This window comes from Parasphingorhabdus sp. (assembly GCF_036963705.1).
GTDB lineage: Bacteria > Pseudomonadota > Alphaproteobacteria > Sphingomonadales > Sphingomonadaceae > Parasphingorhabdus.
In genome coordinates, this window is sequence record NZ_JBALUT010000013.1 from 35295 (window position 1) to 61677 (window position 26383).

The following is a 26383-nucleotide window of genomic DNA, read 5'->3' on the forward strand; positions in this document are numbered from 1 at the left end:
TCTTCCTGTCCGGGATGTTGTTTCCGGAAGGGCGCTGGAAAGCGCGCTTCTGAAGCGGGGAGACTATTGCCTCTGGTTCGGGTGAGGGACGTCCGCTTTGTCAGGTGCATACGCATATTCAGGCTCTGCCATATCGGCGATAGACGACAAAGGTCGGCTGTCGGTGCCTGCATTTCTGCGCAAAAACCTGGTTGAAAGCAGCGACGGTCGCACTCTCTGCCTCGGCACCCATGAAAAATGGGACTGCCTTGTCGGCTTCGGTCTCAGCCGCAAAGCGGACATGCTCACCGAAATTGACAAGCAATGGGAAGCGGCGATCGCGCGCGGCGATAGTTTCGACAAAGATGCGGCCGGCGCCCGCAAATTCTCGTCCCTCCAAGATCTCAGCTTTGATGCCAGCGGCCGGTTCATCCTGCCACCGCAGCTGCGCGACATCGGCCAATTGGACAGCCACGTCCTGTTCCACGGTATCGGTACAACCTTCTGTCTCTGGAACCCGCAGACATTGCTCGACACGACCGACGACGTTCCGGTCGACCGGCGTCTGGTCGAGCATCACCTGAAAGAAGCCGGCCAGAAGAGCGGAGGCAAACAGAAATGACGCTTGCTGCATCCGCCCGCCACGTCCCCGTCTTGCTCGATGAAGTGATCGTTGCTCTCGCCATTACCCCCGGCGAGACGCATGTTGACGGCACATTCGGCGCGGGCGGCTACACCACCGCAATGCTCGAGGCAGGTGCGACGGTGCACGCCTTTGACCAGGATCCCGATGCGATCGCTGCAGGGCAGGCGATGGTTGATGGCTCCGATGGCAAGCTGCACCTGCATCACGCGCTCTATTCCGAAATGGCCGATGTTCTGGTCGACGAAGATATTGACGGCATTACACTCGATATCGGCGTGTCGTCGATGCAGCTGGATCAGGCTGAGCGCGGTTTCTCATTCCAGAAAGACGGGCCGCTCGACATGCGCATGGCCCGCGATGGCGAAAGCGCTGCCGATTTCCTCAACGAAGCGGACGAAGAAGCGATTGCCGATGTGATCTATCGCTATGGCGAAGAACGCCGGTCGCGGCGGATCGCCAAGTCGATCGTCGAAGCGCGTCCGCTGACCCGGACAGCTGAACTCGCGCGGGTGGTCAGAAAAGCATTGGGATATCGCGCGGGTGACAAGAAAGATCCGGCAACCCGGACATTTCAGGCGATCCGCATCCATATCAATCGCGAACTGGGCGAACTCGAAGATGGTCTCGTCGCTGCAGAGAAGCTGCTGCAGCCCGGTGGCCGTCTGGCGGTTGTGACATTCCACAGTCTCGAAGACCGCATCGTCAAGAATTTTCTGCGGGATCGCAGCGGGCAGAAGTCCGCCGGTTCTCGCCACCTTCCCCAAGTTAACGAGATACGACCGGCACCCACCTTTCATAAACCAGCCAAAGCGGTGCGTCCGGCCGGGGCGGAGCAGGCCCTCAATCCCCGAGCCCGCTCCGCCACCCTTAGATCAGCGGTGCGGACAGACGCGCCTTGCGACAATGGTGGAGAGACGTGAAGCTAGCAGTCAAACGCCTCGAAGGAATGGGATGGCTCGCGCTGGTATTTCTGGTCGCGATCCTGCTTTACCCACTCTCGCTCAGCGTCGCGACATTGCGCAGCGATCTTGCGCGGACCGACGCCAAGATTGTCGCGGTGAAAAAAGACATTCGCTATCTCGAAACAGAATTTAGCGCGCGCGCTAATTTGCGGCAGCTGGAAGACTGGAACAAGCTCGAATTCGGTTATGCTTCGCCAGTTGCTGCGCAATATCTCGATGGCGAAAGAGCGCTCGCCAATCTCGGCGGCAGGGACTTACGCAAGCCGGTCCAGGTTGCGGTGCTCAGCACAATGGATGGCATTCAGCCGGCAGGAATTATCGGTTCGGTTTTCGGTACCGCCAAGGCGCATGACCGGAATGCCGACGGCAGTGCGATCGGTGGCAATGCAAGGGCCGCGAGCACAGCAACGGATAACGGACCGCGCCAGGGGGCTGGAGCTGCCCAGAACCGGACCACCCGGGTGGCGCATCTGGAAGAAAAGCTTCTGGACGATGGCCTGGTTCGCGATCTTGGCCGAAAGGCGATTGCCGAGAAAATCGAAAGCATGTCCGAATGACGACACTTCTCGCCAATAGCAAGAAGGTGCAGTTTTCGGGAAAAGCCAAGGAAATAACCGCCAGTGCGCATTTTCGATTGATGATATTGCTGCTGGTGTTTTTGGCGGTGTTTACAGTCATCATCGGTCGCTTGATCAGCTTTACAATTTTGGAAGACGTCACCCCCTATCGGGCTTCAAGTAACGCCTTCATCCCTCCGCGCGGCGATATCGTCGACCGCAACGGGGTCGCGCTGGCGCGGACAATGAGCGGCTATGCCGTTCGCGTTGTTCCGGCCCGGGTGCTCGGCGACAAAAAGACATTGGCGCGACAGCTTGCCGGGATTTTTCCTGATACGAGCGCATCCTACTTTCTGGAACGGCTCAGCGGTCCTCGCCCGACCTATCTCCGGCGCCGGGCACTGCCGGAGCAGGTCAAGCAAGTCCATGCTCTGGGTGAAATCGGAATCGAATTCCCCCGTGAAGATGAACGTCTCTATCCGCAGCGCGAGCTAGCCGCGCATGTTCTCGGCTATGTCAATGCCGACGGCGACGGCGTGATGGGCATGGAGCGGGCGCTCAATGACCGTCTTGTTGACAAGAATCTAAGGGGTACGCCCACGACGCTGTCGATTGACAGCCGGGTGCAGTCCGCGCTGGAAAGCGAACTTCAAAATGCGATGATCACTACCCAGTCGCGTGGCGCGGCGGGCATTATCCTCGATGTCCAGACCGGTGAAGTGATGGCGCTTGCCTCTCTGCCGATGTTCGATCCGAACAAGATTCGCCGGGCTACGATGAAGCACCAGAATAATGAAGTTACCCAGAGCGTGTTCGAATTGGGGTCGACCTTCAAGCCCTTGACCATTGCAGCGGCTCTCGACGCCGGAACAGTCACTGATCTGGCCGTGCGCTACAATGCGATGGAACCGATCAAGGTCGGCGGCTTCACCATCAAGGATGATCATAGTCAGGGGCGCTATCTGAACGTGCCGGAAACCTTGGTGCATAGTTCCAATATCGTCACCGCCCGGATTGCCGATAATCTGGGTCAGGAGGCCATGGAAAATATGTTCAGGCGGCTCGGTTTTGACGAGCGGCCCCATATCGAACTGTTTGAAAGGGGATTTCCGCTCTGGCCGCGCAATTGGGGTCGGGTCACCAATATGACTGTGGCTTATGGTCATGGTATCGCCGTCACCCCGCTCCATCTGGCCAGCGCTTATGCGGCTATGGTCAATGGCGGCATCTGGCGTCCTGCGACATTGCTGAAAGTGGAGCCCGGTCAGGAAGCGAAGGGGCGACGTGTATTCAAGGCAGCGACCAGCGCGCGGATGCGTCAGTTGCTCCGGATGATTGTCTCTGATGGTACCGGCCGCAAGGCTGATGCTCCGGGTTACCGGATCGGTGGAAAGACTGGATCTGCAGAAAAGCCTTCCGAAGGTGGCTATAACAAGACATCGCTGGTTTCGACCTTCGCCGCTGCCTTCCCGATGGACAACCCTCGCTATGTCGTCATTGCCATGCTTGATGAGCCGAAGGGAACGGCCGAAACATCATTCCAGCGCACGGCCGGCTGGACCGCAGCACCAGTGGTGCGCAAACTTGTTCCGCGCGTCGGTCCGATGCTGGGTGTCATTCCTGATGAACATCGCGACGTCGATGTGTCCGAATTGACGCCGCTGCTCTGGAAGCCGAAAGCCACGTCCAATGAGCAAGATCATGAGATTGAATAGTCTGGTACCAGGATTGAGCGTAGAAGCCGGTGAGCAGTCGGTCACCGGCTTTGCCATTGATCACCGCAAGATAGCGCCCGGTAATATTTTTGGCGCTTTTCGGGGCGCGAAGTTCAACGGCGAAGATTATATCGAAGCGGCGGTTGCCGCCGGTGCTATCGCGGTGGTGGCGCTTCCGGATGCCCAGGTTGAAGGCATAGTCCATATTGCTGACGAGGAGCCTAGGCGCTTGTTCGCCCAGATGGCGGCCCGCTATTTCACGCCGACGCCCGGCCATGTTGCCGCCGTGACCGGAACCAATGGCAAAACATCGACAGCAGAGCTCACCCGTCAGCTGTGGCGGATGGATGGGCATAATAGCGCATCGATCGGGACACTCGGCGTCACCACGGCGGATGATCAGGTAAAAACCGGTTTGACCACCCCAGACATTGTCACCTTTCTCTCGAACATGTCCGGCCTTGCGCGCGAAGGGGTCAGTCACGCGATTTTTGAAGCGTCAAGCCACGGTCTGTCGCAATATCGCACCGAAGGCCTCCCGGTTCGGATCGGCGCGTTTACCAATCTGAGCCGCGACCATCTCGACTATCATGGCGATATGGATAGTTATTTTGAAGCCAAGATGCGCTTGTTCGACGAAGTTGTGGCGAGCGACGGAACCGCGGTTATCTGGGCCGATGACGAACTTTGGTCGGACAAAGTGATCAAGCGCGCGATGGATCGCGGGCTTGAAATTTTAACCGTCGGCAAAAATGGATCGACACTTCGACTGGTGTCGCAAACCCCGACCCATTTGGGCCAGGTTCTGATGGTCGAGGCCCACGGCAATACACACCGGATTTCGCTGCCTTTGATCGGTGCCTATCAGGCCGCCAATATCCTGCTGTCGGCGGGCATTGTGCTGGCGACCGGCGGGCAATTGTCGAATGTTCTGGATCACATGCAGCGGGTGCAACCGGTGCGCGGCCGGATGGAGCGAGCGGTCATCACCCGTGCTGGCGCACCGGTATATGTCGACTATGCGCATACGCCCGACGCCTTGTGCGCCGCGATCGAAGCATTGCGGCCCCATGTGACAGGCAAGCTGATCACGGTCTTCGGCGCTGGCGGTGACCGCGACAAGGGCAAGCGTCCAGAAATGGGCAAGATTGCCGTGGAAATGTCCGATCATGTGATTGTCACCGATGACAATCCGCGTAGCGAAGATCCGGCTACCATCCGGGCTGAAATCATGGCCGGAGCGACCGGCGCAGACGATGTCGCCGACCGGCGCACGGCGATTGCCAAGGCTATCGAACTGGCCGGTGCGGAGGATATCATCCTGCTAGCAGGCAAAGGCCACGAACAAGGCCAGATTGTTGGCGACAGAATCATTCCTTTTGACGATGTCGAAGTGGCGAGAGAATGTGCAGGAGCGCAGGCGCTATGACTTCATTGTGGACATCGGCCGCGATAGCGGCGGCTAGTTCCGGTAAGGCGAGCGCCAAGTTCGAAGTGGATGGCGTCGCATTTGACTCTCGCGAAATAGGTCCGGGTGATCTGTTCGTTGCGCTCAAGGGCGAGCATAGCGATGGCCATCTTCATGTAGAACAAGCTTTTGCATCCGGCGCTTCGGGCGCGATTGTCAGCCAACCGGTCGATGGTCCCCATATATTGGTATCTGACACCGCTGCCGCGCTCGACGCGCTCGCAAAAGCATCGCGAGACCGGACCTCTGCCAAGATCATCGGAGTGACCGGATCGGTTGGCAAGACCGGCACCAAAGAAGCGTTGCACGCGGCGCTTGATCGTTGTTCTTTCGGGAAGGCGCACCGGTCGGTCAAAAGTTATAATAACCACGTCGGGGTCCCGCTCAGCCTCTCGCGGATGCCGGAAGACACGAAATTCGGCATTTTTGAAATGGGCATGAACCATGCTCACGAACTCTCGGCGCTCACTCGCTTGGTGCGGCCGCATGCCGCGATTATTACCGCTATCGCTCCGGCCCATATCGGCAACTTCCCGACCGGCGAACAAGGCATTGTCGACGCCAAGGCCGAGATATTTGAAGGTCTGATGCCGGACGGAACTGCGATCATCCCTTATGACAGTGCCCATTATCAACGGCTGCGCAAGAAAGCTGAACGCCACGCCGCCCATGTCATATCCTTCGGCTTTGAAGACGGCGCCGATGTTCGCGCGGTTGATGTGGTTCCGGCTCCCCGCGGTGGTTCGCTGGTCACGGCCAGGCTCGGCGAGCAAAGTCTGTGCTTTACGATAGCAGAAGCCGGGCGGCATTGGGTTTCCAATTCACTGGCAATTCTCGCTGCGGTACGCGCTGTCGGCGGTGACCTGGCGTCCGCCGGTCTGTCGCTCGCCGAGATGAATGGCATTGATGGCCGGGGCCGGCGTCACCTCGTAACGCTCAAATCCGGTGGCAAGGCTGTCATCATCGATGAAAGCTACAACGCCAATCCGGCTTCGATGAAGGCGACGTTGCAACATTTTACCGTCGAGCCGTGTAGCGGCCGCAAAATCGCGATTCTGGGCGCTATGGGCGAACTGGGCGAGCAATCAGGGCAATATCACGCGGCGCTTGCCGACGATATTCTGCTCTGCGGAATGGATGCAGTGATTTTGGTCGGCGAAGATATGGCACATACTGCCGCGAAACTGGAACAGGGCCTTGATCAGGGCGTAAAAATGTCACATGCCGAAAGCGCTTCGGAGGCGCTGTCCGAGGTCGCAAAATTGATCGGCGACGGGGACGTGATTTTGATCAAGGGGTCAAATTATCTGGGGCTGTCATCGGCGGTTTCCGCGCTGGTGAACGGGGAGTATTAATGTTTTATTTGCTAGCCCAATGGCTTGAATTCGAAGGCATATTCAATGTCTTTCGCTACCTGAGCTTTCGCTCGGGTGCTGCTGTGTCGACATCATTGTTCATCGGCCTGTTGATCGGTCCCAAATTCATCAACATGCTGCGTATGCGGCAGGGCAAGGGGCAGCCGATCCGCGAGGATGGCCCGGTGACCCATCTCAAAAAAGCGGGAACGCCTACGATGGGCGGCCTGATGATCCTGATTTCGGTGGTTACATCGCTGATCCTGTGGATGGACCTCAGCAACATGTTCGTCTGGGCCTGTATTTTCGTGACGCTCGGATTTGGCGCGATTGGTTTCATGGATGATTATGACAAAGTCCGCAAAGCCAGCCACAAGGGTATTCCCGGGCGCGTCCGGCTGTTGCTGGAATTCATCATCGCCGGTTTTGCGACATGGCTGATCGTGCAGCAAATCGGCACCAGCCTTTACGTGCCCTTCTTCAACGACGTGCAGATCGATCTCGGCTATTTCTATATTCCCTTCGCGATGTTCGTGATTGTCGGTGCAGGCAATGCGGTCAATCTGACCGACGGGCTCGATGGCCTGGCCACCATGCCGGTGGTGATTGCCAGCGCGACTTTTCTGGTGCTGGTCTATCTGTCGGGCAATGCTGTATTTTCCGAATATCTCGGCATCCCCTTTGTTCGCGGCGCCGGCGAACTGGCGATTTTCTGCGCCTGCGTGATCGGTGCCTGTCTCGCGTTTCTGTGGTTTAACGCACCGCCCGCTGCGGTTTTCATGGGCGACACCGGCAGCCTGGCCCTCGGCGGCGCGCTCGGCGCGATTGCCGTTTCGATCCATCATGAAATCGTGCTCGCGCTGGTTGGCGGGCTGTTCGTGCTCGAAGCCGTGTCGGTGATTGTCCAGGTGTTCTTCTTCAAGCGCACCGGTCGCCGGGTGTTCCGCATGGCCCCGATCCACCACCATTTTGAACAGCTTGGCTGGTCCGAATCCACCATTGTGATCCGCTTCTGGATCATCAGTCTGGTGCTCGCACTGGCCGGATTGGCGACGTTGAAACTCAGATGATCATCTCGTCCGCCTTTACCGGCAAACGATATGCCATCCTCGGATTGGCCCGATCCGGCATGGCCGCGCTCGAATGCCTTTACGCCAGCGGTGCTGAATTGCTCGCCTGGGACAATCGTGAAGAATTGCGTGAAAGCGTCGCCGATAAGGCGATCATTGCCGACCCTCTGGCATCGGACCTGAGCGGCTATGATGCGATTGTCGTGTCTCCGGGCGTCCCGCTCAACGGTCAGCCGATTGCGCGCAAGGCTGCTACCGATGATGTACCGATCATCGGCGATATCGAACTGTTCGCACAGGCCCGTCCATCGCTTCCATCGCACCGGGTGGTCGGCATCACCGGCACCAACGGCAAGTCGACGACGACCGCTCTGGTCCATCATATATTGGCCAGTGCCGGCGTACCGACGGTCATGGGGGGGAATATCGGCCTGCCGGTCCTGTCGCAGCAGCCACTGCCGGAGGGAGGCGTCTACGTCCTCGAATTGTCGAGCTACCAGATTGATCTAACTCAAAGTCTCGATTGCGATGTCGCGCTGTTACTCAATGTCAGCCCCGATCATCTCGACCGCTATGACGGGTTCGACGCCTATGCCGCTTCGAAAGCCCGCCTGTTTGACATGCTGGGAGACGACCACACGGCGATCTTCGCCAGCAACGATGAAAAGACCCAATTGGCTCTGCATTGCTTGCGTGATCTGGGCCGGGTCCAGAATATAATCGATACCAGTGCTTCTGAGCTGACCGGCCAGGCGGATTGGCCGTCGTTGCAAGGGCCGCACAATCTGCAAAATGCTATCGCCGCCGTTGCAACGGTCGAAGCTTTGGGCATTTCGGAAGAGCAATGGCGCCCGGCTCTGGCTTCCTTCGATGGCCTCCCTCACCGGATGGAGCGGGTTGCCGAAGCCGGCGGCGTGCTATTCGTCAACGACAGCAAGGCAACCAATCCCGCGTCGACCGGCCCCGCGCTGGGAGCCTATCCGAAAATCCACTGGATCCTAGGTGGCCTACCCAAGAGCGACACGCTGACCGAGTGCGAACCATTTTACGATAATGTCGTCAAGGCCTATACGATTGGGGAAGCCGGTCCGTTGTTTGGCAAATTGCTGGCGGACAAAATGCCTGTCGAATCCTGTGAAATGATACTGACTGCAGTGCAGCGGGCAGCCGCCAACGCCAAGCCTGGCGAGGTGGTTCTGCTGTCACCGGCTTGCGCCTCGTTCGACCAGTTTCGTGATTTTGAAGCGCGCGGTGAATGTTTCCGAACAGCGGTCAAATCGGTGATCGAAAAGAATTTGATCGGCACCGCGATTCAGGAGGCAAGCCAATGAGCGCATCTGACCAAGCCGCTGAACCCAAAAACTCCCAACCCGAGATGGCCGGGGGCCTGAAAAAGAAGCGTTTCCAGTTGCAATCACGGCTCGGACGGAGCGATCGCTCCCCGCTAGCGGTCTGGTTCTGGGAACTGGACCGGGTTCTACTTGGTTTGATCCTTACGTTGCTCGCAATTGGTTTGATCGCGGTTGCGGCTGCGTCGCCAGTCACCGCGCTGAAGCAAAGCACGGAAGCCGTTTCGATCGATCCCCTATATTATTTCTATCGCCAGCTTGGCTGGGTTATCGTTGGCATTCCACTGATGCTGGTGGTTTCCATGCTGCCAAAGGAACAGGCGCGACGCTTCGCAATTCTGGGCGCTATTGCCGCCTTGATATTGCTATTTCTCGTGCCGGTTCTCGGGAAAACCGTTAACGGCGCGCAGCGCTGGATTGGCTATGGTTTTGCGACGATTCAACCGGGTGAGTTTTTAAAGCCGCTTTATGCGGTGTCTCTTGCCTGGCTGCTGTCGCTCAGGGTCAAGGACCCGGGCCTGCCGGTAATCTCGCTTTCCATCATATTGACCGGGGTCATCGCGATCCTGTTGATGATGCAGCCCAATCTTGGCGAAACGATTGTGTTCTGCGGCATCTGGTTCGCGGTGATGACGGTCTCCGGCCTGTCCGCGCGCCTGATCGCTGCGGTGGGTGTCGGGGGTGTCGGCGGTCTGGTCGGAGCCTATTTCTTCTATCCCGTGGCAACCCAGCGGATCAACGCATGGCTATTCGGCGGCGGTGAATTTGATCAGGTGATGTTCGCGCATAAGGCGTTGACCGGTGGCGGCCTGCTCGGCACCGGCCCGGGCCTGGGTACAGCAAAATTCAAGCTGCCAGAGGCGCATACTGACTATATTTTCTCCGTCATCGGCGAAGAATTCGGCCTGCTTGCCTGCATGGCCATCGCGCTTGTCTATCTCGCAATCATCGTTCGTGTTTTTTTGCGGCTTCTCGACGAAGAAGATAATTTCATCATCCTCGCCGTGTCCGGCCTCACCGCCCAGTTCGGTGGACAGGCATTGATTAACATGGCGGTAAACCTCCAGCTCTTCCCATCCAAGGGCATGACTCTACCGCTGATCAGCTACGGCGGCTCATCGGTGTTGGCTTTGTGCATCGGCGTCGGACTTTTGCTCGCATTTACCCGTCGGAACCCGTATCTTGACCGTTCACACTATGTCTCGGCCTGGCCCGAGCGAGGACGGATAGCGGTATGAGTTTTTCGAAACATTATGTTCTGGCGGCTGGCGGCACCGGAGGTCACATGATCCCGGCCTATGCGCTGGCCAAAGAGCTGGTCTTGCGTGGTCATCGAGTGGCGCTGATCACCGATGCTCGTGGAGAGAAAATTCCCGGCATGGTCGACGAGGGTCAGGTCCATGTCCTGCCCGCGGGCCGGATCACCAAGGACCCGCGCAGCTGGATCGGGGGAACTCGCGCCATTCTCAAGGGTCGCCGGATGGCGATGCAGTTGTACGAAACATTCCAGCCCTCGGCGATTATCGGATTCGGTGGTTACCCGGCCTATCCCGCGCTGCTCGCCGCCAACAGTCGCAATATTCCGACCATCGTGCACGAGCAAAATGCAGTATTGGGCCGGGTCAACCGGCTCGCGGCGCGTTCGGTCAACGCTATCGCAACCGCTTATCCCGATGTCCTGCGGATCAAGCCGAAATATCAGAACAAGGTCCACCTGGTCGGAAATCCGGTTCGCGAGGAAGTGGTGGCGCTGCGCGAAGAACCCTATCCGCCACTGTCCGAAGAGGGTATTTTCCGGGTGCTGGTGACCGGCGGAAGCCAGGGTGCCTCGATTCTTTCCGACGTTGTCCCGGACGCGATGGCTATGCTGCCGATGCACTTGCGCCGCCGTCTGCAGATCACCCAGCAATGCCGCGAGGATGATATCGAGAGCGTGCGTGCGAAATATGCCGAACATGATATCCCGGCGGAGCTGGCGACTTATCTGCCGGATCTACCACAGAGACTGGGCTGGGCGCATCTGGTGATCGGTCGGGCAGGGGCCTCGACAATTGCCGAGTTGACCACCGCCGGTCGGCCGGCGATCCTTGTCCCTCTGCCAAGCGCTATGGATGATCATCAAACGTATAATGTCAAAGAAATGGTTGCATCCGGGGGCGCGCGCTCGATCCCGCAATCCCGGTTTACCGCCAAGGAGCTGGCCAAGCAGATGCAGAAGATGGCGCTGCAGCCGGGCGCGTTGGAAAATGCCGCACGCTTTGCGGCGAAATGCGGTCGGCCGGAAGCGGTCAACGATCTTGCCGATCTGGTCGAAAGCATCGGCACCTCGCCTCTGGGTAACACCATGAAGGTGAAGAAGGAAAAGCAGCAAATGATAACGTCCCGCAAGGAAGCTCTGGCCAAGGATAGTGTCCAGTGAAGGGCGTAGGTACGGATATCGGGACGATCCATTTTGTCGGCATCGGCGGCATCGGCATGTCGGGCATCGCCGAAGTGATGCACAATATGGGCTATCAGGTGCAGGGCAGCGACATCGCCGAAGGCTATGTTATTGATGGCCTGCGCGCCAAGGGCATTGATGTCAAAATCGGCCAGAATGCAGAGAATGTCGAAGGCACAGCAGTCGTTGTGACTTCAACGGCGGTCAAGCGCGGCAATCCGGAAGTGGAAGCGGCGCTGGCCAACCGGATACCATTGGTGCGCCGGGCAGAAATGCTCGCCGAGTTGATGCGGCTAAAATCGACCATCGCGATTGCCGGAACCCACGGCAAGACCACGACCACTTCGATGGTCGCAGCGATGCTGGATGCGGGCGGCATCGATCCGACTGTAATCAACGGCGGGATCATCAATCAATATGGTTCGAACGCGCGGCTCGGCGCCGGCGAGTGGATGGTGATCGAGGCCGACGAAAGCGACGGCAGTTTCCTGCGGCTCGACGGCACGATCGCGGTCGTCACCAATATCGACGCCGAACATCTCGATCATTACGGCAGCTTCGACAAGATCAAGGACAGTTTCGTCGAATTTATCGAGAATGTACCTTTTTATGGTGCCGCGATCCTGTGCGTCGACCATCCCGAAGTGCAGGCGGTGCTGACCCGCATCCGCGACCGGCGGATCATCACTTATGGTTTCTCCGCTCAGGCCGACGTCAAGGGTATCAATGTCACCCCGATCGCCGGTGGCAACCGCTTCGACGTGGTCGTGCGCGACCGCGATGGCGAGACCAGAACCATCGAAGCGATCACCCTGCCGATGCCCGGCCGTCACAATGTCCAGAACGCCATAGCGGCCGTCGCCGTTGGCCTCGAAATGGGCATGACCGACGAGCAGATCGCCAAGGGCTTTGATCATTTCGGCGGCGTTAAACGGCGCTTTACCAAGGTCGGTGAAGTCGACGGCGTGGCCATCATCGATGACTATGGCCATCATCCGGTGGAAATTCAGGCGGTGCTGTCGGCAGCGCGCGAAGGCGCGCAAGGCCGCGTGATCGCCGTGGTCCAGCCGCACCGTTTCACCCGCTTGCGCGACCATATGGAAGAGTTTCAGGGTGCCTTTAACGATGCCGATATGGTGTTCGTAACGCCGGTCTATGTCGCCGGTGAAGACCCGATCGAAGGAATCGACAGCGATGCTCTGGTCAACGGGCTGAAGGTCCGCGGCCATCGGCTTGCCGAAACCGTTGCGGACGAGAAGGCGCTGGCCAAACGATTGGCCGAAGTAATGCAGCCGCAAGATATGATCATCTGCCTCGGGGCAGGGGACATCACGAAATGGGCCGCAGGACTTGCGGATGGTATCGCCGAGGCACGGAAATGAACGCGGTTGCCACCATGCCTGTCACTCGCGGCAAGCTGACCGAAGGCGCGGCATTGGCTCCGCTCGTCTGGTTCAAGAGCGGCGGCGCGGCCGAGTGGTTGTTCGAGCCGAAAGATATTGAAGATCTGCAACAGTTTCTCCGCGACCTTGATCCGGCGATAGCGGTCTGGCCGCTCGGGCTTGGATCAAATCTGATCATTCGCGATGGCGGCATCCGCGGCATTGTGATCAGGCTGGGCAAGGCTTTCGCCGGCATTGAAGCGGACGGCCTGACGTTGCGCTGCGGCGCAGGTGCGCCGGGCATTTCGGCAGCAAGCAAAGCCCGCGACAATGGTATTGCGGGAATGGAATTTTTGCGCGGCATCCCCGGCACCATTGGTGGTGCGGTTCGGATGAACGCCGGCGCTTATGGCCGCGAAGTCTGTGACATATTGGTGAGCGCCGACGTGATCCTGCGCAACGGTGATCTGGTGACGATCCCGCTGGCCGAAATGGGCTATACCTATCGCCATTCTGCTCTGCCCGAAGGGGCGATTGTGGTCAGCGCTACCATGGTCGGCGAAAACGGCGATCCTGTGGTCATCGGGGCGGAAATGAAACGCATTGGCGACGAGCGCGAGGCTTCGCAGCCGCTGCGCTCCAAGACCGGTGGTTCCACGTTCAAAAATCCTGAAGGTCACAAGGCCTGGCAACTGGTCGACGAAGCAGGCTGCCGCGGGCTGCAAATCGGACAGGCACAAGTCTCGGAGAAACATTGCAATTTCCTGCTCAACCTCGGTGGCGCAACCTCGGCCGATATCGAGGCGCTCGGCAACGAAGTGCGCAAGCGGGTCAAAGCCCATTCGGGCGTTGAACTATATTGGGAAATTCAGCGGGTGGGGGATGAAGCATGAGCGACAACGATAACAAGAAGCTCCACGTCGCCGTCCTGATGGGTGGTTGGTCTGCAGAACGCGAAGTATCACTGAGCAGCGGCAACGGTGTGGCTGATGCGCTGGAGAAGAACGGCCACAAGGTTTCAAGGGTCGACATGGATCGCAATATCGCCCTCATCCTTGACGGAATACGGCCCGATGTCGTGTTCAACGCGCTACACGGCGTGCCGGGTGAAGATGGCAGCGTTCAGGGCATGCTCGATCTGATGCAAATTCCCTATACCCATAGCGGGCTGGCAACATCGGTCATTGCGATCGACAAGGAACTGACCAAACAGCAGCTGGTCCCCGCCGGTATCCCGATGCCCGCAGGTACCATCGTTTCCAGTGAGAGCCTCTACGAAGCCGACCCGCTTCCTCGCCCTTATGTTCTCAAACCGGTCAACGAAGGCTCTTCCGTCGGTGTCGCGATCGTGACCGACGACAGCAATTACGGCAATCCGATCGGCCGCGATGTAGCCGGTCCGTGGCAGGAATTTGACGAACTGCTCGCAGAGCCCTTCATCAAGGGGCGCGAACTGACCACGGCGGTTGTCGGCGGCAAGGCGCTGTGCGTGACCGAGTTGAAAACCGCGCAGGGATTCTACGACTATGCTGCGAAATATACAGAGGGCCTGACCCAGCATGTCTGCCCCGCCGAAATCCCAGAAGATATCGAGAAATTATGTCTCGACTATGCCTTGCGCGCCCATCGGGTTCTGGGATGCAAGGGCACTTCGCGCACCGATTTCCGCTGGGACGACGAACAGGGCGCGGCCGGCCTGTTCGTACTGGAAACCAACACCCAGCCCGGCATGACCCCGCTCAGCCTCGTTCCCGAACAAGCAAAGCAGATGGGGATCAGCTATGAGCAACTGGTCGAATTGATCGTGAGAGAAGCGCTATGACAGCCACCCAGAGACGCACAAACCGCAAGCCCAAGGGTAAGCCGCGCAAGCAGGCACGGCGCACGGTCAAGCAAGTGTCGATTTTTGACAAGATGTTGCGCGCTATGCCGGTTACCGAGGCGCAGGTGCAAAAAGGTCTGACCATAGCGCTGGTCGCGGTGTTCATTCTCGGTGCCTATAGCGTCGCCCATTATTCCGGCATCAACGAACGGATCAAGACCGAGGTCGCTGCAGCGGTGGGTAAAGCCGGTTTCGAGGTGAAGCGGGTCGAGGTCAGCGGCGTCAACCGGATCGACGAGCTGAAAGTCTATGAAATCACCCTGGCGCAGAAAGATCGTTCGATGATGCTGGTCGATATCGATGCTGTGCGGGACGATTTGCTGGCCGATGGCTGGATCAAGGACGTCCGGATTTCGCGGCGACTGCCAGACACGCTGGTCGTCGATATTGTCGAGCGCGAGCCGGTTGCGGTCTGGCAGAACCAGGGCCAGCTCTCGCTGATCGACAAGACCGGCTATCCACTGGAAAAAATCAGCAAGGAAGAAATTCCCGACCTGCCGGTGATTGTCGGCAAGAAAGCCAATCTGAAGTTTGCCCAGTTGAATTCCTTGCTCGATGTAGCGCCTGCGCTCCGTCCGATGGTGACCGGTGCGACCTGGGTCGGCAACCGGCGCTGGGATCTGGAATTTGACAGCGGCGAGACGCTCGCTCTGCCCGAAGGCGAGCAAACCGCTTCGGCAGCCTTGCTGAATTTTGCACGCATGGACGGTGTCAACCGGTTGCTCGGGCGCGGAGTCGTCCATTTTGATTTGCGCGACGCCGAACGGGCCTATCTGCGAATGCCGCCGAAATCGGCAGCGGGCGACCAGATTGCGGATGGTCCGGAGAGTTGATCGCCGATATAGTGGATTGCATATTGACGACAATGACCGAAGTGGGGGACTAGACAAATGGCAGCACGGGTGGAAAAAATCTTCACAGCATTGGACATCGGCTCGTCGAAAATCTCGGCGATGATTGCCGGGCGGATGGACAATGGCGAACTGACTGTCCTTGGTACCGGACAGCGGGCCAGCAAGGGCGTGAAACGGGGCTATATTGCCGATACCGAAACAACCGAAATGGATGTCCGGGACGCGGTCGAGCAAGCCGAACGGATTGCCGGGACCAATATTGACGATGTCTGGGTCAGCTTTTCCGCTGGCGGTCTGCAGAGCATGCTGACCTCGGTCGAAACCGAATTGGGTGGCCACCGGATCGAGCAGGAAGATATTGATCTGCTGCTCGACGCCGGACGCAATAGTATCGACCCCAAGGGAAAGATGGTGCTGCATGCGCAGCCCGCTCTTTACACGCTTGATGGTCTGAACGGGGTCAAGAAGCCGAAAGGGCTGCACGCCGATCGTCTTGGCGTGGATATCCATGTCATCCTTGCCGAAGGCTCGCCGGTTCGCAATATCGACATGAGCGTGCGCGGCGCGCATCTGAACGTGAAATCGATTGTCGCATCGCCAATTGCTGCCGGAACCGCCTGCCTGTCGCGGGAAGAACGCGAGCTGGGCGTAGCACTGGTCGAAATGGGCGCGGAAGTGACCAATGTTTCGCTGTTCGCCGGCGGGATGCTGGTCGGTCTGACGACATTGCCTTATGGAGCCGCCGATATCACCGATGATATCGCCTCTTCCTTCGGTTTGCGGCGGGCTCAAGCCGAACGGATCAAATGTTTCTATGGTTCCGCCACGACCAGCCCGCGCGACAATCATGATGTCATCAATCTGGACCTGGAAAAAACCGCCGAACATAGTGACGAAGACGGACGGATCACCAGAGCGCAGCTGATTGCGGTTATCCGCCAGCGTCTCGATCATCTGATCGGAGAAATCGGCCGGGCGCTGAAAGAACTGGGCTTTACCGGACCTGTTGGCCGACAGGTAGTACTCACCGGCGGCGGAGCCGAGCTCAAAGGCATTGCCGATTACGCCCAGTCTGCTTTGGGACGGACGGTGCGCATCGGTCGCCCGACTGGCCTGAGCGCGCTTCCCGAAGCCCATAGCGGCCCTGCATTCGCTGGTCTCGCAGGGCTGGCTCTCTATGCGTCGCAGGAACCAGTGGATTTGCGATCGATGTCCAGCGACCAGCAAAAAGTTTACAAATATGGCGGATCTGCGGTGATCGGGCGACTGATGTCGGCGATACGGGGAAATTTTTAGAAAATTGTTAAAAAAATTAACTTTTCGGGTGATTCCAACAGCAAATTTGTGCAAAGCGTTAACGAAATGTGACAGCACGACAAAATGTCTCGGGAGACAGTGAGATGAGTATCAATATTGGGCCACCGGAAGTCGAAGAACTGAAGCCAAAAATCGCGGTAATCGGAGTTGGCGGAGCAGGCGGCAACGCCATTGCCAACATGATCGCAGCCCAGGTTGAGGGCGTCGATTTCATCGTCACCAACACCGATGCGCAATCGCTCAACAGCGCGACTGCCGAACGGCGCATCCAGCTTGGTCCCGATATCACCCAGGGTCTGGGTGCAGGATCGCGCCCCGAAGTTGGCCGTGCAGCGGCTGAAGAAACCATCGATCTAGTCGAGCAGGCGCTGGAAGGCACACACATGTGCTTTATCGCTGCCGGCATGGGTGGAGGTACTGGTACCGGCGCTGCTCCGGTCATCGCCAAAGCGGCACGCGACCGCGGCATTCTCACCGTCGGTGTGGTGACCAAGCCATTCACTTTCGAAGGCACACGCCGGATGAAAGCGGCTGAAGCAGGCATCGAAGAATTACAGAAAAATGTCGATACATTGATCGTCATTCCTAACCAGAATCTATTCCTGGTCGCAAATCCGAACACCACTTTCAAAGAAGCCTTCTTGCTGGCTGACGAAGTCCTGCAGCAGGGCGTTCGCGGTATCACCGATCTGATGGTCATGCCTGGCCTGATCAATCTCGACTTTGCCGACGTGCGCAGCGTGATGCACGAAATGGGCAAGGCGATGATGGGCACTGGAGAAGCCGAAGGCGACGGACGTGCTCTGGAAGCTGCGGAAAAGGCGATTGCCAATCCATTGCTCGACGGTGTCTCGATGAAGGGTGCTAAGGGCGTTATCGTATCGATTACCGGCGGCGAAGATATGCGTCTGATGGAAGTCGACGAAGCAGCCAACCATATTCGCGAGCTGGTCGATCCGGACGCTAACATCATCTGGGGTAGTGCGTTTAACTCAAATCTCGACGGACGTATTCGTGTGTCGGTTGTGGCCACCGGTATCGATAGCGAAGGCAGTATGGCATCGTCCGCGCCGCCACCATCCTTCGCTATGGGCAGTCCTTTACAGAAAAAGGAAAATTCTCAGTCGGCGCCTAGCTTCGTATCGTCGATCACCAGCGATGAAGAAGAAGCGCCTGCCGAGCAGGAATTAGCGCCGGAAGCCGAAGTGGAATTTGAAGCTCAACCTGAGCCGGAGCCGGAAATCGATTCAACACCTGCTCCTGTCGCAACTTATGGCGACGACGAGGACGAGGAAGAAGAAGATTCGGGCTCAACGCCATCCTTCGCGTCTCTCACTCCCGGAATGGCTGCGGTCAAGCCGGAGCATGAAGATGAAGACGAACTGGTTCTCGGTGATGATGCCATTCAAATGGACGAAGGCGAAGAGGCCGCTTCGGTCAGTCAACCGCCGCCGGCCCCGCGCGTCGCGACAGGCGGTGGCACATTGTTCGAACGGATGTCCAATCTGACTCGAGGCGGATCGAAAGCCGATGAGGCCGACGATGGTGAGGAAGATAAATCCTCTGACCCTCTCGACATCCCGCGCTTTTTGAACCGGCAGAATAATCAGTAAGTTCCTGCCCGGTTCAAGCGGATCTTGGCTCTGATGGTGCGGCACGAGGGAGTTTGTCTTTCCCGTGCCACCATTGGCCCCGCTGAATGGCGGGAACGATTGATTTCATGCGCAATCATTCCTTTATAGGTCTTGTGAAACACAGATATAAAATTTTGATGGTCGTGTCTGCGGCGCTGGTTGGGACAAGTGTTCCCCATCTGCCTGCTGTTGCCCAATCCAGCAGCCAGTCCAACTCCGATGATCTGCAAGACGCACTGCGCCGGATTGCAAGAGATTCAGGCGATTCCTCCGCGCTGGCCGATGCCGGACTGGCGGCGCTCGAACTAGGCGATATGCGTGCGGCGATCGGATTTCTTGCCAAGGCGGACCAAATTTATTCTTCTAGCGGCAGGGTGAAGGTTGGTCTCGGCAGAGCGCTGCTCGCGGAGGAAAATCCCTTTGGAGCAATCCGCTATTTTGACCAGGCGGTTGCCAACGGCATTCCTCTTCGCGAAATTGCTGCGGATCGCGGTCTTGCCTATGACCTTATCGGGCGGAACCGGGAAGCCCAGAAAGATTATGCGCTGGCCATGCGTTATGACAGCAACGATCAACTGGTCTCGCGCTATGCTGTTTCGCTGGGAATCAGCGGCGATGTAGAGCTGGCCGACGAACAGCTCGATCCCTTGCTCCGAAAAAGCGATCGCGACGCATGGCGTAACCGGGCCTTTATCTATGCGATGAATGGCAGGAAAAAAGACGCCAATAATATCGTCGAGCAGACGATGGAGCGGCGGATGGCGAAAGCGATCAAACCGTTTTTTGACCGTATGCCCAAACTGACTGCAGCGCAGAAGGCTGCCGCAGTTCATCTGGGTCATTTCCCGGCCAGCGAAAATATCGGTGTAGATGTGGCGGCCGTTCAAATGGCTTCAAATATGGCGATCCGGGGCGGAGATGGCGCGGATGCGGGACTGATCCCGGTTGGCGAAGCCCTCGGCTCGACTGCCGCGCGTCCCCGCGTGCTGGCTATGCCGGACAAATCTCCGCGCCGGCGTCCCGGTGGGACCGAGCGCGGATATTCTGATCGGAAACTGAGCCGGCTGCAGAAAAAGCAGAACGATGTGCAGGTCTTGGCTCGGACTGATTTGCCCGCTCCAGCAAGCACAGGTTCCGGTCGAGCGCCTGTATTTGCCGCGGCGAAAGCGAAGCCTGTCACCAATGTAGCGCCTGAACCGGCACCCAAACCCGGGTTTGATACCCGGCCCGAACCGGCGCCTGCGAAGATTCTGCCGGAACCAATCAAGACTGCCGAAATCAGGCCGGATATAGACAAGCCCGAAGTCAGGACATCTGCGCCCGGCTTTCAAACTGCTCTTGGCGTCAGCCAGACGCCTGAGCTGCGATCGCAGACCATAGAGCGCAAGGTTGAAATTGGCGGTCGCCCGCCCGTTACGCAGCCGCAACTGGAGTCACCAGTCCAGCGCGCTCCGGCTGAACCGTCCGTGGACAAGGCGAGCGCCGGAACGCCCGTCAATCTTATCAATTTCGATCTCGCAAATTCGCCCCCGAGAAATATCGAGATGGCGGCGGCAGACCCCGCTCCCAAAGCGCTCTCCGAAATCATGGGTGGTATCAATATCCCCGAGCGGGAAACCAGAACCGAAGTGGTTCCGGTCGACCTCGATGAAATCGAACCGGCCAAGCCAAAGCCCAAAATTGTCGCCAAGCCGGTCGTGAAAGCACCGGTCAAACCGAAAGAACCGGAGCACCCCAAACGTTATTGGGTGCAGATCGCGACCGGATCGGATCTCAACGCGCTAAAATATGATTCCCGCCGGATGTCCAAAAAGCATAGCGATCTGTTCAAGGGGAACAAGACCTGGACCTCGCCATGGGGTAATACCCGGAGGCTGGTGGTCGGGCCGTTCGACGATTTCAAGGCAGCCAAGGCCTTTGAAGCCGACTTCCGCAAAGATGGCGGTGACGGTTTCGCCTGGGCAAGCGCTGATGGTGTCGAGGTCAACGAGCTAGGAAAATGATCCTGTTGAAAAGTTATGCCAGCGATCCGGCCCACAGCCGGGGACGGCTGCACGATGAGAAGCGCGATGTCACCCGCGGGCCGCGTGATGATTTTCAGCGTGATCGCGACCGGATCATCCACAGCATTTCCTTCCGCCGCCTGCGTCACAAGACCCAGGTCTTTGTCGCGCCCGATGGTGATCATTATCGGGTCCGGCTGACCCATAGCCTCGAAGTCGCTCAGATCGGTCGGACGATGGCGCGGGCACTCGGCCTGAACGAGGATCTGACCGAAGCGCTCTGTCTCGCGCATGATATCGGGCACCCGCCTTTCGGCCATGCTGGGGAAGATGCGCTGCAGGAAGCCCTCGCCGAATGCGGCGGGTTCGATCATAACGCGCAAACCATCCGGACGCTGACCAGGCTCGAAACTCCTTATCCGCGTTGGAACGGGTTGAACCTGACATGGGAAACGCTTGAAGGTCTGGCCAAGCATAATGGACCGGTCGACAAACCGACCTGGGCGCTGGCAGAAGACAATGAGGCGATGGATCTCGAACTGAAGAACTGGCCGTCGCTGGAGGCGCAGATTGCGGCCATTGCCGACGATATTGCCTATGACAATCATGATATCGACGACGGAATGCGGGCAGGGTTGCTGACGCTCGATCAACTGCTCGAACTGCCGTTCATTGCCGAACGCTGGCAAGTGATATGCGACCGTTTTGCCGATGTCCCGCAAGCCAAACTGTTGCCCGAACTTATCCGCGATCAGATTGGCCTGATGGTCAATGATGTGTTGAAAACCACTCAGGAGCGGATTGATACTCTGGGTCTGCAATCGCCGCAGGATGTCCGGCAAGCCGGCCAGATGATCGGCGGCTTTTCCGATATTATGGCGGAAAAAGAGCGGATGCTGAAAGGCTTCATGTACGAGAATCTCTACCACCATCCCAAACAGATGGCGGCGGCCGAAGAGGGTAAAATGATGGTCGGTGATCTGGTGAGATCCTATCGCGAGCAGCCGGACCTGATGCCCGACGACTGGGCGTCGGCGCTGCCCGAAGCGGAGCCGGACCGGATCCGCCATATCGCCGATTTTCTCGCCGGGATGACCGACCGCTATGCGCGGAACCGGCACCGCGAGATATTCGGCGAGCGGACTGGCCAAAACTGATCGCTCCCCACCCAATTGAACAAGCCTCACAAACTTTGCTTTGGATACCAGCCTGCGCTGGTATGACGGTGTTCAAAACCAGCTTTAGGGAATGATAGACATGGCGGATAAAATACTGATCGTCGGCGCAACCGGCCTGATCGGCGGCCTGCTGACCGGCAAGCTGGTTGCACAGGGGCTGGGAAACAAGCTCCACCTGTTGCTCCGCAGGCCCTATCGCGAGGACGTCGGCAAAGCTAAAGTCCACGTCCAGTTGCAGGAAAACTGGCCGGCGACAATTACCAAAATAAAGCCGAATATTGTGATATCCTGTCTCGGCTCGACGATGAAAAAGGCGGGGTCGAAGGAAGAATTTGCCGCGGTCGACCGCGATCTGGTCGGTGCGGTCGCAGCGGCGGCCAAGGCCGCGGGCGCGAAGCAGTTTATCGCAGTGTCGTCAACCATGGCGGACAGCAGCGCGTCGAGCTTCTATCTGAAGATCAAGGGCGAGGCCGAGGACCTGATGCGCGCCCAGAAATTCGACCGTCTCGATATCATTCGTCCCGGCCTGTTGCGAGGGGAACGGACCAATGAAAGTCGCATCGGTGAAAGCATTGCCATCGCCGCCAGCCCTATCATGGACCTTTTATTGCACGGAAAATTCCGCCGCTACCGCTCGATCCTTGCCAGCGATGTTGCCGATGCGATTGTTGCGCTAATGGCGGAGAGCGCTGGCGGGCAATATGTGCACGAGAATGATGCGATCTGGGAGCTGGTTTGAGGGCCGCTGACAAAAATACTGCACCGCACAACAGAATCGTTGACTCCTTCCGCCCACTGTTCCACTCATAAAGCTGCTTTTTGATCGGTGCTTTCGGGCAAGGGTCAAGAGGCGTTGCGGGAGAGTGTTTTTCTATCCCAACAGACCGAAAAGCCGCCGAAGGAGCAACCGCCCCGGAAACTCTCAGGCCAACGGACCGCAAACGTCTCACAAGCACTCTGGAAAGAGCCTTCCGTCGCTTAAGCTATGGTGGGCCACCGAAGGGGAAATCCTCCTTCGCCAAGGCTACGGCGGACAAGGTCTGCCAAAGCCGGATAGCAGAAGCGGGCTTGTCCGCCGAAGCTTTAGCGAAGGCAGGAAAACTCTCAGGTTCCGTGACAGAGGGGGCAGTTTTGCAGGGCTTTGCTGCGGGCTGTCTTCTTGATGCGGAATATATATGAGTGAAACCACGGAAAATCTGAAACAACTTCCCTTGGGTGACTGGCATCGCGGCCTCGGCGCGCGGATGGTGCCGTTTGCCGGCTATGAAATGCCGGTGCAATATGAAGGCGTGATGGCCGAGCATCTGTGGACCCGCACCGAAGCGGGCCTGTTCGACGTTTCCCACATGGGACAGGTCCAGCTGACCGGCGAGGGCGCAGCCGATGCGCTCGAGCGGATTACGCCGGGCAATCTGTCGGCGCTGGCTGCGGGCAAGATCCGCTATACTTTGCTGCTCGCTCAGGATGGCGGGATATTGGACGATCTGATGGTCACCAACACCGGCCATAATCTCTATCTGGTGGTCAATGGCGCGACCAAGCACGACGATATCGCCTATATGCGCGATCGATTGCCTGATCATGTCACGCTCAATCATCTCGAAGACGCGGCATTGCTGGCTCTGCAGGGTCCCAAGGCATCAGCCGCTCTGGCCAAGCTGGATATTCAGCCATTGCAAGCGGGTTGGCCCGTGCCGACCGATCTCTACTTCATGGAAGCAGGGCCATTCCTATGGAATGATATCCCGCTCGGGATCAGCCGCTCCGGCTATACCGGCGAGGATGGTTTCGAAATCAGCGTACCAGCCGAACATGCGGTGGCGCTGGCTAATGCTCTGACGGATCTTGAGGAAGTTCGACCCATCGGCCTTGGCGCCCGCGACAGTCTGCGGCTCGAAGCCGGACTGCCGCTTTACGGCCATGATATGGGACCGGAACTGTTGCCGGTCGAAGCGAATCTGAACTTTGCGTTGTCCAAGGCACGGCGCGAAGAAGGCAATTTTGCTGGCGCCGAGAGAGTGCTGGCGCAATATCCTGACAAGGCGACGAAAAAACGCGTCGGGCTTTTCGTTGATGGCCGCCAGCCCATAAGAGAAGGCGCCGCTGTCGTCGATGATGCCGGTGCCACGATCGGCAATGTCACAAGCGGCGGTTTTTCGCCAACGCTCCAGCGTCCGATTGCCATGGCCTATGTTCCGATGGCATTGTCCGAAACCGGCACGGCGGTCACAATCGAACAGCGCGGCAAAAAAATTGCTTGCACCGTGGCCGATATGCCCTTTGTACCGCATAATTATCACCGCAAACCCAAGCTATAGATTGACAGGAAGAGGAAACGAGCATGAGCCGATATTTCACCGAGGAACATGAATGGGTCGACGTCGAGGGCGACACCGCCACCGTCGGGATTACCGACTATGCGCAGGAACAGCTGGGCGACATTGTGTTTATCGAAACACCTGAAGTCGGGTCTGAGCTTAGTCAGGGTGACGATGCTGCAGTGGTAGAATCAGTGAAGGCTGCGTCAGACGTCTATGCGGCTGTTTCCGGTGAAGTGATAGAAGTGAACGAAGCGCTGGAAGACGAACCCGGACTGGTCAATTCATCGGCCGAAGAAGACGGCTGGTTTTTCCGGATCACCTTGTCTGACAAGGACGAGCTCGACGATCTGATGGACGAGAAAGCCTATAAGGCGTTTGTCGACGATCTTTGACGATTTTCCCCTCCTTTTCTGAGGAGGGAATCAAGGGGTGGCGGCGATGCGCCAGTGTCGCTCGCGATTTGAATGTTGAATTACCACACCACCCCAATCTCTCCTCAGAAGAGGAGGGGCTAAAGTGAAGGAAGACTCTATGCGTTATCTCCCGCTGACTCCCGACGACCGGCAATCGATGCTGGCGACAATCGGCGCGAAATCGGTCGACGATCTGTTCGTTGATGTGCCGGAAGAAGCCCGGTTGACCGGGCCGATCGACGGCCTGCCGATGCACGCAGGCGAGATGGCGGTCGAGTCGCATATGAAGGCGCTGGCGCGCAAGAACCACGCTGCCGGTGACATGCCGTTCTTCCTCGGGGCAGGGGCTTATCGCCACCATGTTCCGGCGAGCGTTGACCATATCATCCAGCGCGGGGAATTTCTCACCGCTTATACGCCCTATCAGCCGGAAATCGCGCAGGGCACATTGCAGACGCTGTTTGAATTCCAGACCCAGATCGCTCGCCTGTTCGGCGTCGATGTCGCCAATGCCTCGATGTATGACGGCTCGACTGCCTGCTGGGAAGCAATCACCATGGCCCGCCGGATCACCAAACGCAGCAAGGCGATCCTTTCGTCCGGATTGCACCCCCATTATGTTTCGGTTGCCAAGACCATGGCGCGCTTCACCAAGGATGATCTGTCCTATCAGGCACCGACCCTCGAAGCTGCGACCGATGGCCAGAACATGCTCGACCAGATTGACGACGACACTAGCTGCGTCGTCGTGCAATATCCTGATATATTGGGTCGCATCGGCGACTTGTCCGCGATCGCGGAAAAAGCGCACAAATATAAAGCATTGCTGATCGCCGTGGTTACCGAACCCGTGGCTCTCGGCGCGATCAAATCGCCGGGTGAAATGGATGCGGATATCGTCGTCGGCGAAGGCCAGTCATTGGGCGTCGGCCTGCAATTTGGCGGTCCTTATGTCGGGCTGTTCGGGTGCAAGCAAAAATATGTCCGGCAGATGCCCGGTCGGCTTTGCGGCGAGACCGTTGATGCCGAAGGCAAGCGCGGCTTCGTGTTGACGCTGTCCACCCGTGAGCAGCATATCCGCCGCGAGAAAGCGACGTCGAATATCTGCACCAACAGCGGCCTTTGCGCGCTTGCCTTTACTGCGCACATGACCTTGCTCGGTGAGAAGGGGCTGCGCGAACTGGCGATGCTCAATCACAAAAAGACAGTGCAGGCGGCTGACCGTCTGTCTAAAATTGAAGGCGTGAAGCTGATGAACGACAGCTTTTTCAACGAGTTCACTCTGGTTCTTGAAGAAGATAGTAGGCCGATCATTCGTACCCTCGCGGATCAGCGCATTTTGGCCGGGGTGTCCCTGGGACGTCTCTATCCAGAGGATCCCGCACTCTCCGGTGGCATGGTCGTCGCTGTGACGGAAACGGTCAGCGATGCCGATATTGAAAATCTGGCCACTGCACTTGAAGGAGCCCTGTCATGAACATGCTCGCCGAAGGACGCCCGACAAAACAGGAAGCCAATCTGATCATGCCGGAACAAAATAGCGTCGCCACCCACACAGGCAATCGCGCCCTGATGGTTGACGAACCGCTGATTTTTGAAATCGGCTCGTCGGATCGCAGCGGTGTCGATCTGCCGGATGCACCGGATGTCGAAAGCCGCCTCGGCGGTCTCGAACGCGAGGCGCCGATCGCCATTCCCGGCTTGTCCGAGGGCGAAATGGTGCGTCACTATACCCGCCTCAGTCGCCAGAATTATGCGATCGACGTTGGCCTGTTCCCGCTTGGCAGCTGCACCATGAAGCATAACCCGCGGCTCAACGAGAAAATGGCGCGGCTCAAGGGCTTTGCCGATATCCACC

22 protein-coding genes, 1 pseudogene and 1 riboswitch are annotated in these 26383 nt (G+C 58.1%); all 23 genes and pseudogenes read left to right on the plus strand.

From position 1 onward, the window contains the following. Positions 1–97 precede the first annotated feature (97 nt). Positions 98–601 (plus strand): division/cell wall cluster transcriptional repressor MraZ, encoded by a 504-nt coding sequence (locus V7680_RS05010; RefSeq protein WP_335652189.1) that lies wholly within the window; start codon positions 98–100, stop codon positions 599–601. Continuing rightward, positions 598–1545, plus strand: coding sequence for a 16S rRNA (cytosine(1402)-N(4))-methyltransferase RsmH (rsmH, locus tag V7680_RS05015; RefSeq protein WP_335652190.1), 948 nt, complete (start codon positions 598–600; stop codon positions 1543–1545). Before V7680_RS05010 ends, rsmH begins: the two co-directional genes overlap by 4 nt. Continuing rightward, positions 1542–2144: a colicin transporter gene (locus V7680_RS05020; RefSeq protein ID WP_335652191.1), complete on the plus strand. Its 603-nt coding sequence runs from the start codon at positions 1542–1544 to the stop codon at positions 2142–2144. The genes rsmH and V7680_RS05020 overlap by 4 nt, the downstream gene beginning before the upstream one ends. Continuing rightward, positions 2141–3859, plus strand: a complete 1719-nt coding sequence (locus V7680_RS05025; protein WP_335652192.1) for a peptidoglycan D,D-transpeptidase FtsI family protein — start codon at positions 2141–2143, stop codon at positions 3857–3859. The genes V7680_RS05020 and V7680_RS05025 overlap by 4 nt, the downstream gene beginning before the upstream one ends. After that, on the plus strand, positions 3846–5288 hold the full coding sequence (locus tag V7680_RS05030) for a UDP-N-acetylmuramoyl-L-alanyl-D-glutamate--2,6-diaminopimelate ligase (RefSeq protein WP_335652193.1): 1443 nt from the start codon (positions 3846–3848) through the stop codon (positions 5286–5288). Before V7680_RS05025 ends, V7680_RS05030 begins: the two co-directional genes overlap by 14 nt. Beyond that, positions 5285–6682: a UDP-N-acetylmuramoyl-tripeptide--D-alanyl-D-alanine ligase gene (locus V7680_RS05035; RefSeq protein WP_335652194.1), complete on the plus strand. Its 1398-nt coding sequence runs from the start codon at positions 5285–5287 to the stop codon at positions 6680–6682. The genes V7680_RS05030 and V7680_RS05035 overlap by 4 nt, the downstream gene beginning before the upstream one ends. Continuing rightward, positions 6682–7752 (plus strand): phospho-N-acetylmuramoyl-pentapeptide-transferase, encoded by a 1071-nt coding sequence (gene mraY / locus V7680_RS05040; protein WP_176278180.1) that lies wholly within the window; start codon positions 6682–6684, stop codon positions 7750–7752. Before V7680_RS05035 ends, mraY begins: the two co-directional genes overlap by 1 nt. Then, entirely contained in the window at positions 7749–9083 is a 1335-nt protein-coding gene (gene murD / locus V7680_RS05045) for a UDP-N-acetylmuramoyl-L-alanine--D-glutamate ligase (RefSeq protein WP_335652195.1), read from the plus strand. The genes mraY and murD overlap by 4 nt, the downstream gene beginning before the upstream one ends. Positions 9084–9127: 44 nt before the next feature. Then, positions 9128–10339, plus strand: a complete 1212-nt coding sequence (locus V7680_RS05050) for an FtsW/RodA/SpoVE family cell cycle protein (protein ID WP_335652212.1) — start codon at positions 9128–9130, stop codon at positions 10337–10339. After that, positions 10336–11520: an undecaprenyldiphospho-muramoylpentapeptide beta-N-acetylglucosaminyltransferase gene (gene murG / locus V7680_RS05055; RefSeq protein WP_335652196.1), complete on the plus strand. Its 1185-nt coding sequence runs from the start codon at positions 10336–10338 to the stop codon at positions 11518–11520. The genes V7680_RS05050 and murG overlap by 4 nt, the downstream gene beginning before the upstream one ends. Next, positions 11517–12923 carry a UDP-N-acetylmuramate--L-alanine ligase gene (gene murC, locus V7680_RS05060; protein ID WP_335652197.1) on the plus strand — a complete coding sequence of 469 codons (1407 nt, stop codon included), beginning with the start codon at positions 11517–11519 and terminating at the stop codon, positions 12921–12923. The genes murG and murC overlap by 4 nt, the downstream gene beginning before the upstream one ends. After that, the gene (gene murB / locus V7680_RS05065; protein ID WP_335652198.1) at positions 12920–13816 is read left to right on the plus strand and encodes a UDP-N-acetylmuramate dehydrogenase; all 897 of its coding nucleotides are present in this window, start codon (positions 12920–12922) and stop codon (positions 13814–13816) included. Before murC ends, murB begins: the two co-directional genes overlap by 4 nt. Further along, a complete protein-coding gene (locus V7680_RS05070; protein ID WP_335652199.1) occupies positions 13813–14745 on the plus strand; it encodes a D-alanine--D-alanine ligase in 933 nt (310 codons plus the stop codon). Before murB ends, V7680_RS05070 begins: the two co-directional genes overlap by 4 nt. Then, a complete protein-coding gene (locus tag V7680_RS05075; RefSeq protein ID WP_335652200.1) occupies positions 14742–15638 on the plus strand; it encodes a cell division protein FtsQ/DivIB in 897 nt (298 codons plus the stop codon). The genes V7680_RS05070 and V7680_RS05075 overlap by 4 nt, the downstream gene beginning before the upstream one ends. A gap of 57 nt (positions 15639–15695) precedes the next feature. After that, on the plus strand, positions 15696–16955 hold the full coding sequence (gene ftsA / locus V7680_RS05080) for a cell division protein FtsA (protein WP_335652201.1): 1260 nt from the start codon (positions 15696–15698) through the stop codon (positions 16953–16955). A 104-nt stretch (positions 16956–17059) separates the two neighbouring features. Then, positions 17060–18589, plus strand: a complete 1530-nt coding sequence (ftsZ, locus tag V7680_RS05085; protein WP_335652202.1) for a cell division protein FtsZ — start codon at positions 17060–17062, stop codon at positions 18587–18589. Positions 18590–18747: 158 nt separating this feature from the next. Then, positions 18748–20613 carry an SPOR domain-containing protein gene (locus V7680_RS05090; protein ID WP_335652213.1) on the plus strand — a complete coding sequence of 622 codons (1866 nt, stop codon included), beginning with the start codon at positions 18748–18750 and terminating at the stop codon, positions 20611–20613. Next, entirely contained in the window at positions 20610–21770 is a 1161-nt protein-coding gene (locus tag V7680_RS05095) for a deoxyguanosinetriphosphate triphosphohydrolase (protein ID WP_335652203.1), read from the plus strand. Before V7680_RS05090 ends, V7680_RS05095 begins: the two co-directional genes overlap by 4 nt. Positions 21771–21870: 100 nt before the next feature. Further along, the gene (locus tag V7680_RS05100; protein WP_335652204.1) at positions 21871–22530 is read left to right on the plus strand and encodes an NAD(P)H-binding protein; all 660 of its coding nucleotides are present in this window, start codon (positions 21871–21873) and stop codon (positions 22528–22530) included. 107 nt (positions 22531–22637) lie between these two features. Beyond that, positions 22638–22739, plus strand: a riboswitch (glycine riboswitch). Positions 22740–22966: 227 nt separating this feature from the next. Then, entirely contained in the window at positions 22967–24109 is a 1143-nt protein-coding gene (gene gcvT, locus V7680_RS05105; protein ID WP_335652205.1) for a glycine cleavage system aminomethyltransferase GcvT, read from the plus strand. 23 nt (positions 24110–24132) lie between these two features. Further along, positions 24133–24504 (plus strand): glycine cleavage system protein GcvH, encoded by a 372-nt coding sequence (gene gcvH, locus V7680_RS05110; RefSeq protein WP_335652206.1) that lies wholly within the window; start codon positions 24133–24135, stop codon positions 24502–24504. A 139-nt stretch (positions 24505–24643) separates the two neighbouring features. Continuing rightward, the gene (gene gcvPA, locus V7680_RS05115) at positions 24644–26002 is read left to right on the plus strand and encodes an aminomethyl-transferring glycine dehydrogenase subunit GcvPA (RefSeq protein WP_335652207.1); all 1359 of its coding nucleotides are present in this window, start codon (positions 24644–24646) and stop codon (positions 26000–26002) included. Next, positions 25999–26383: pseudogene (locus V7680_RS05120) on the plus strand (aminomethyl-transferring glycine dehydrogenase subunit GcvPB); the annotation flags it as partial. The gene gcvPA and the pseudogene V7680_RS05120, both read left to right, overlap by 4 nt.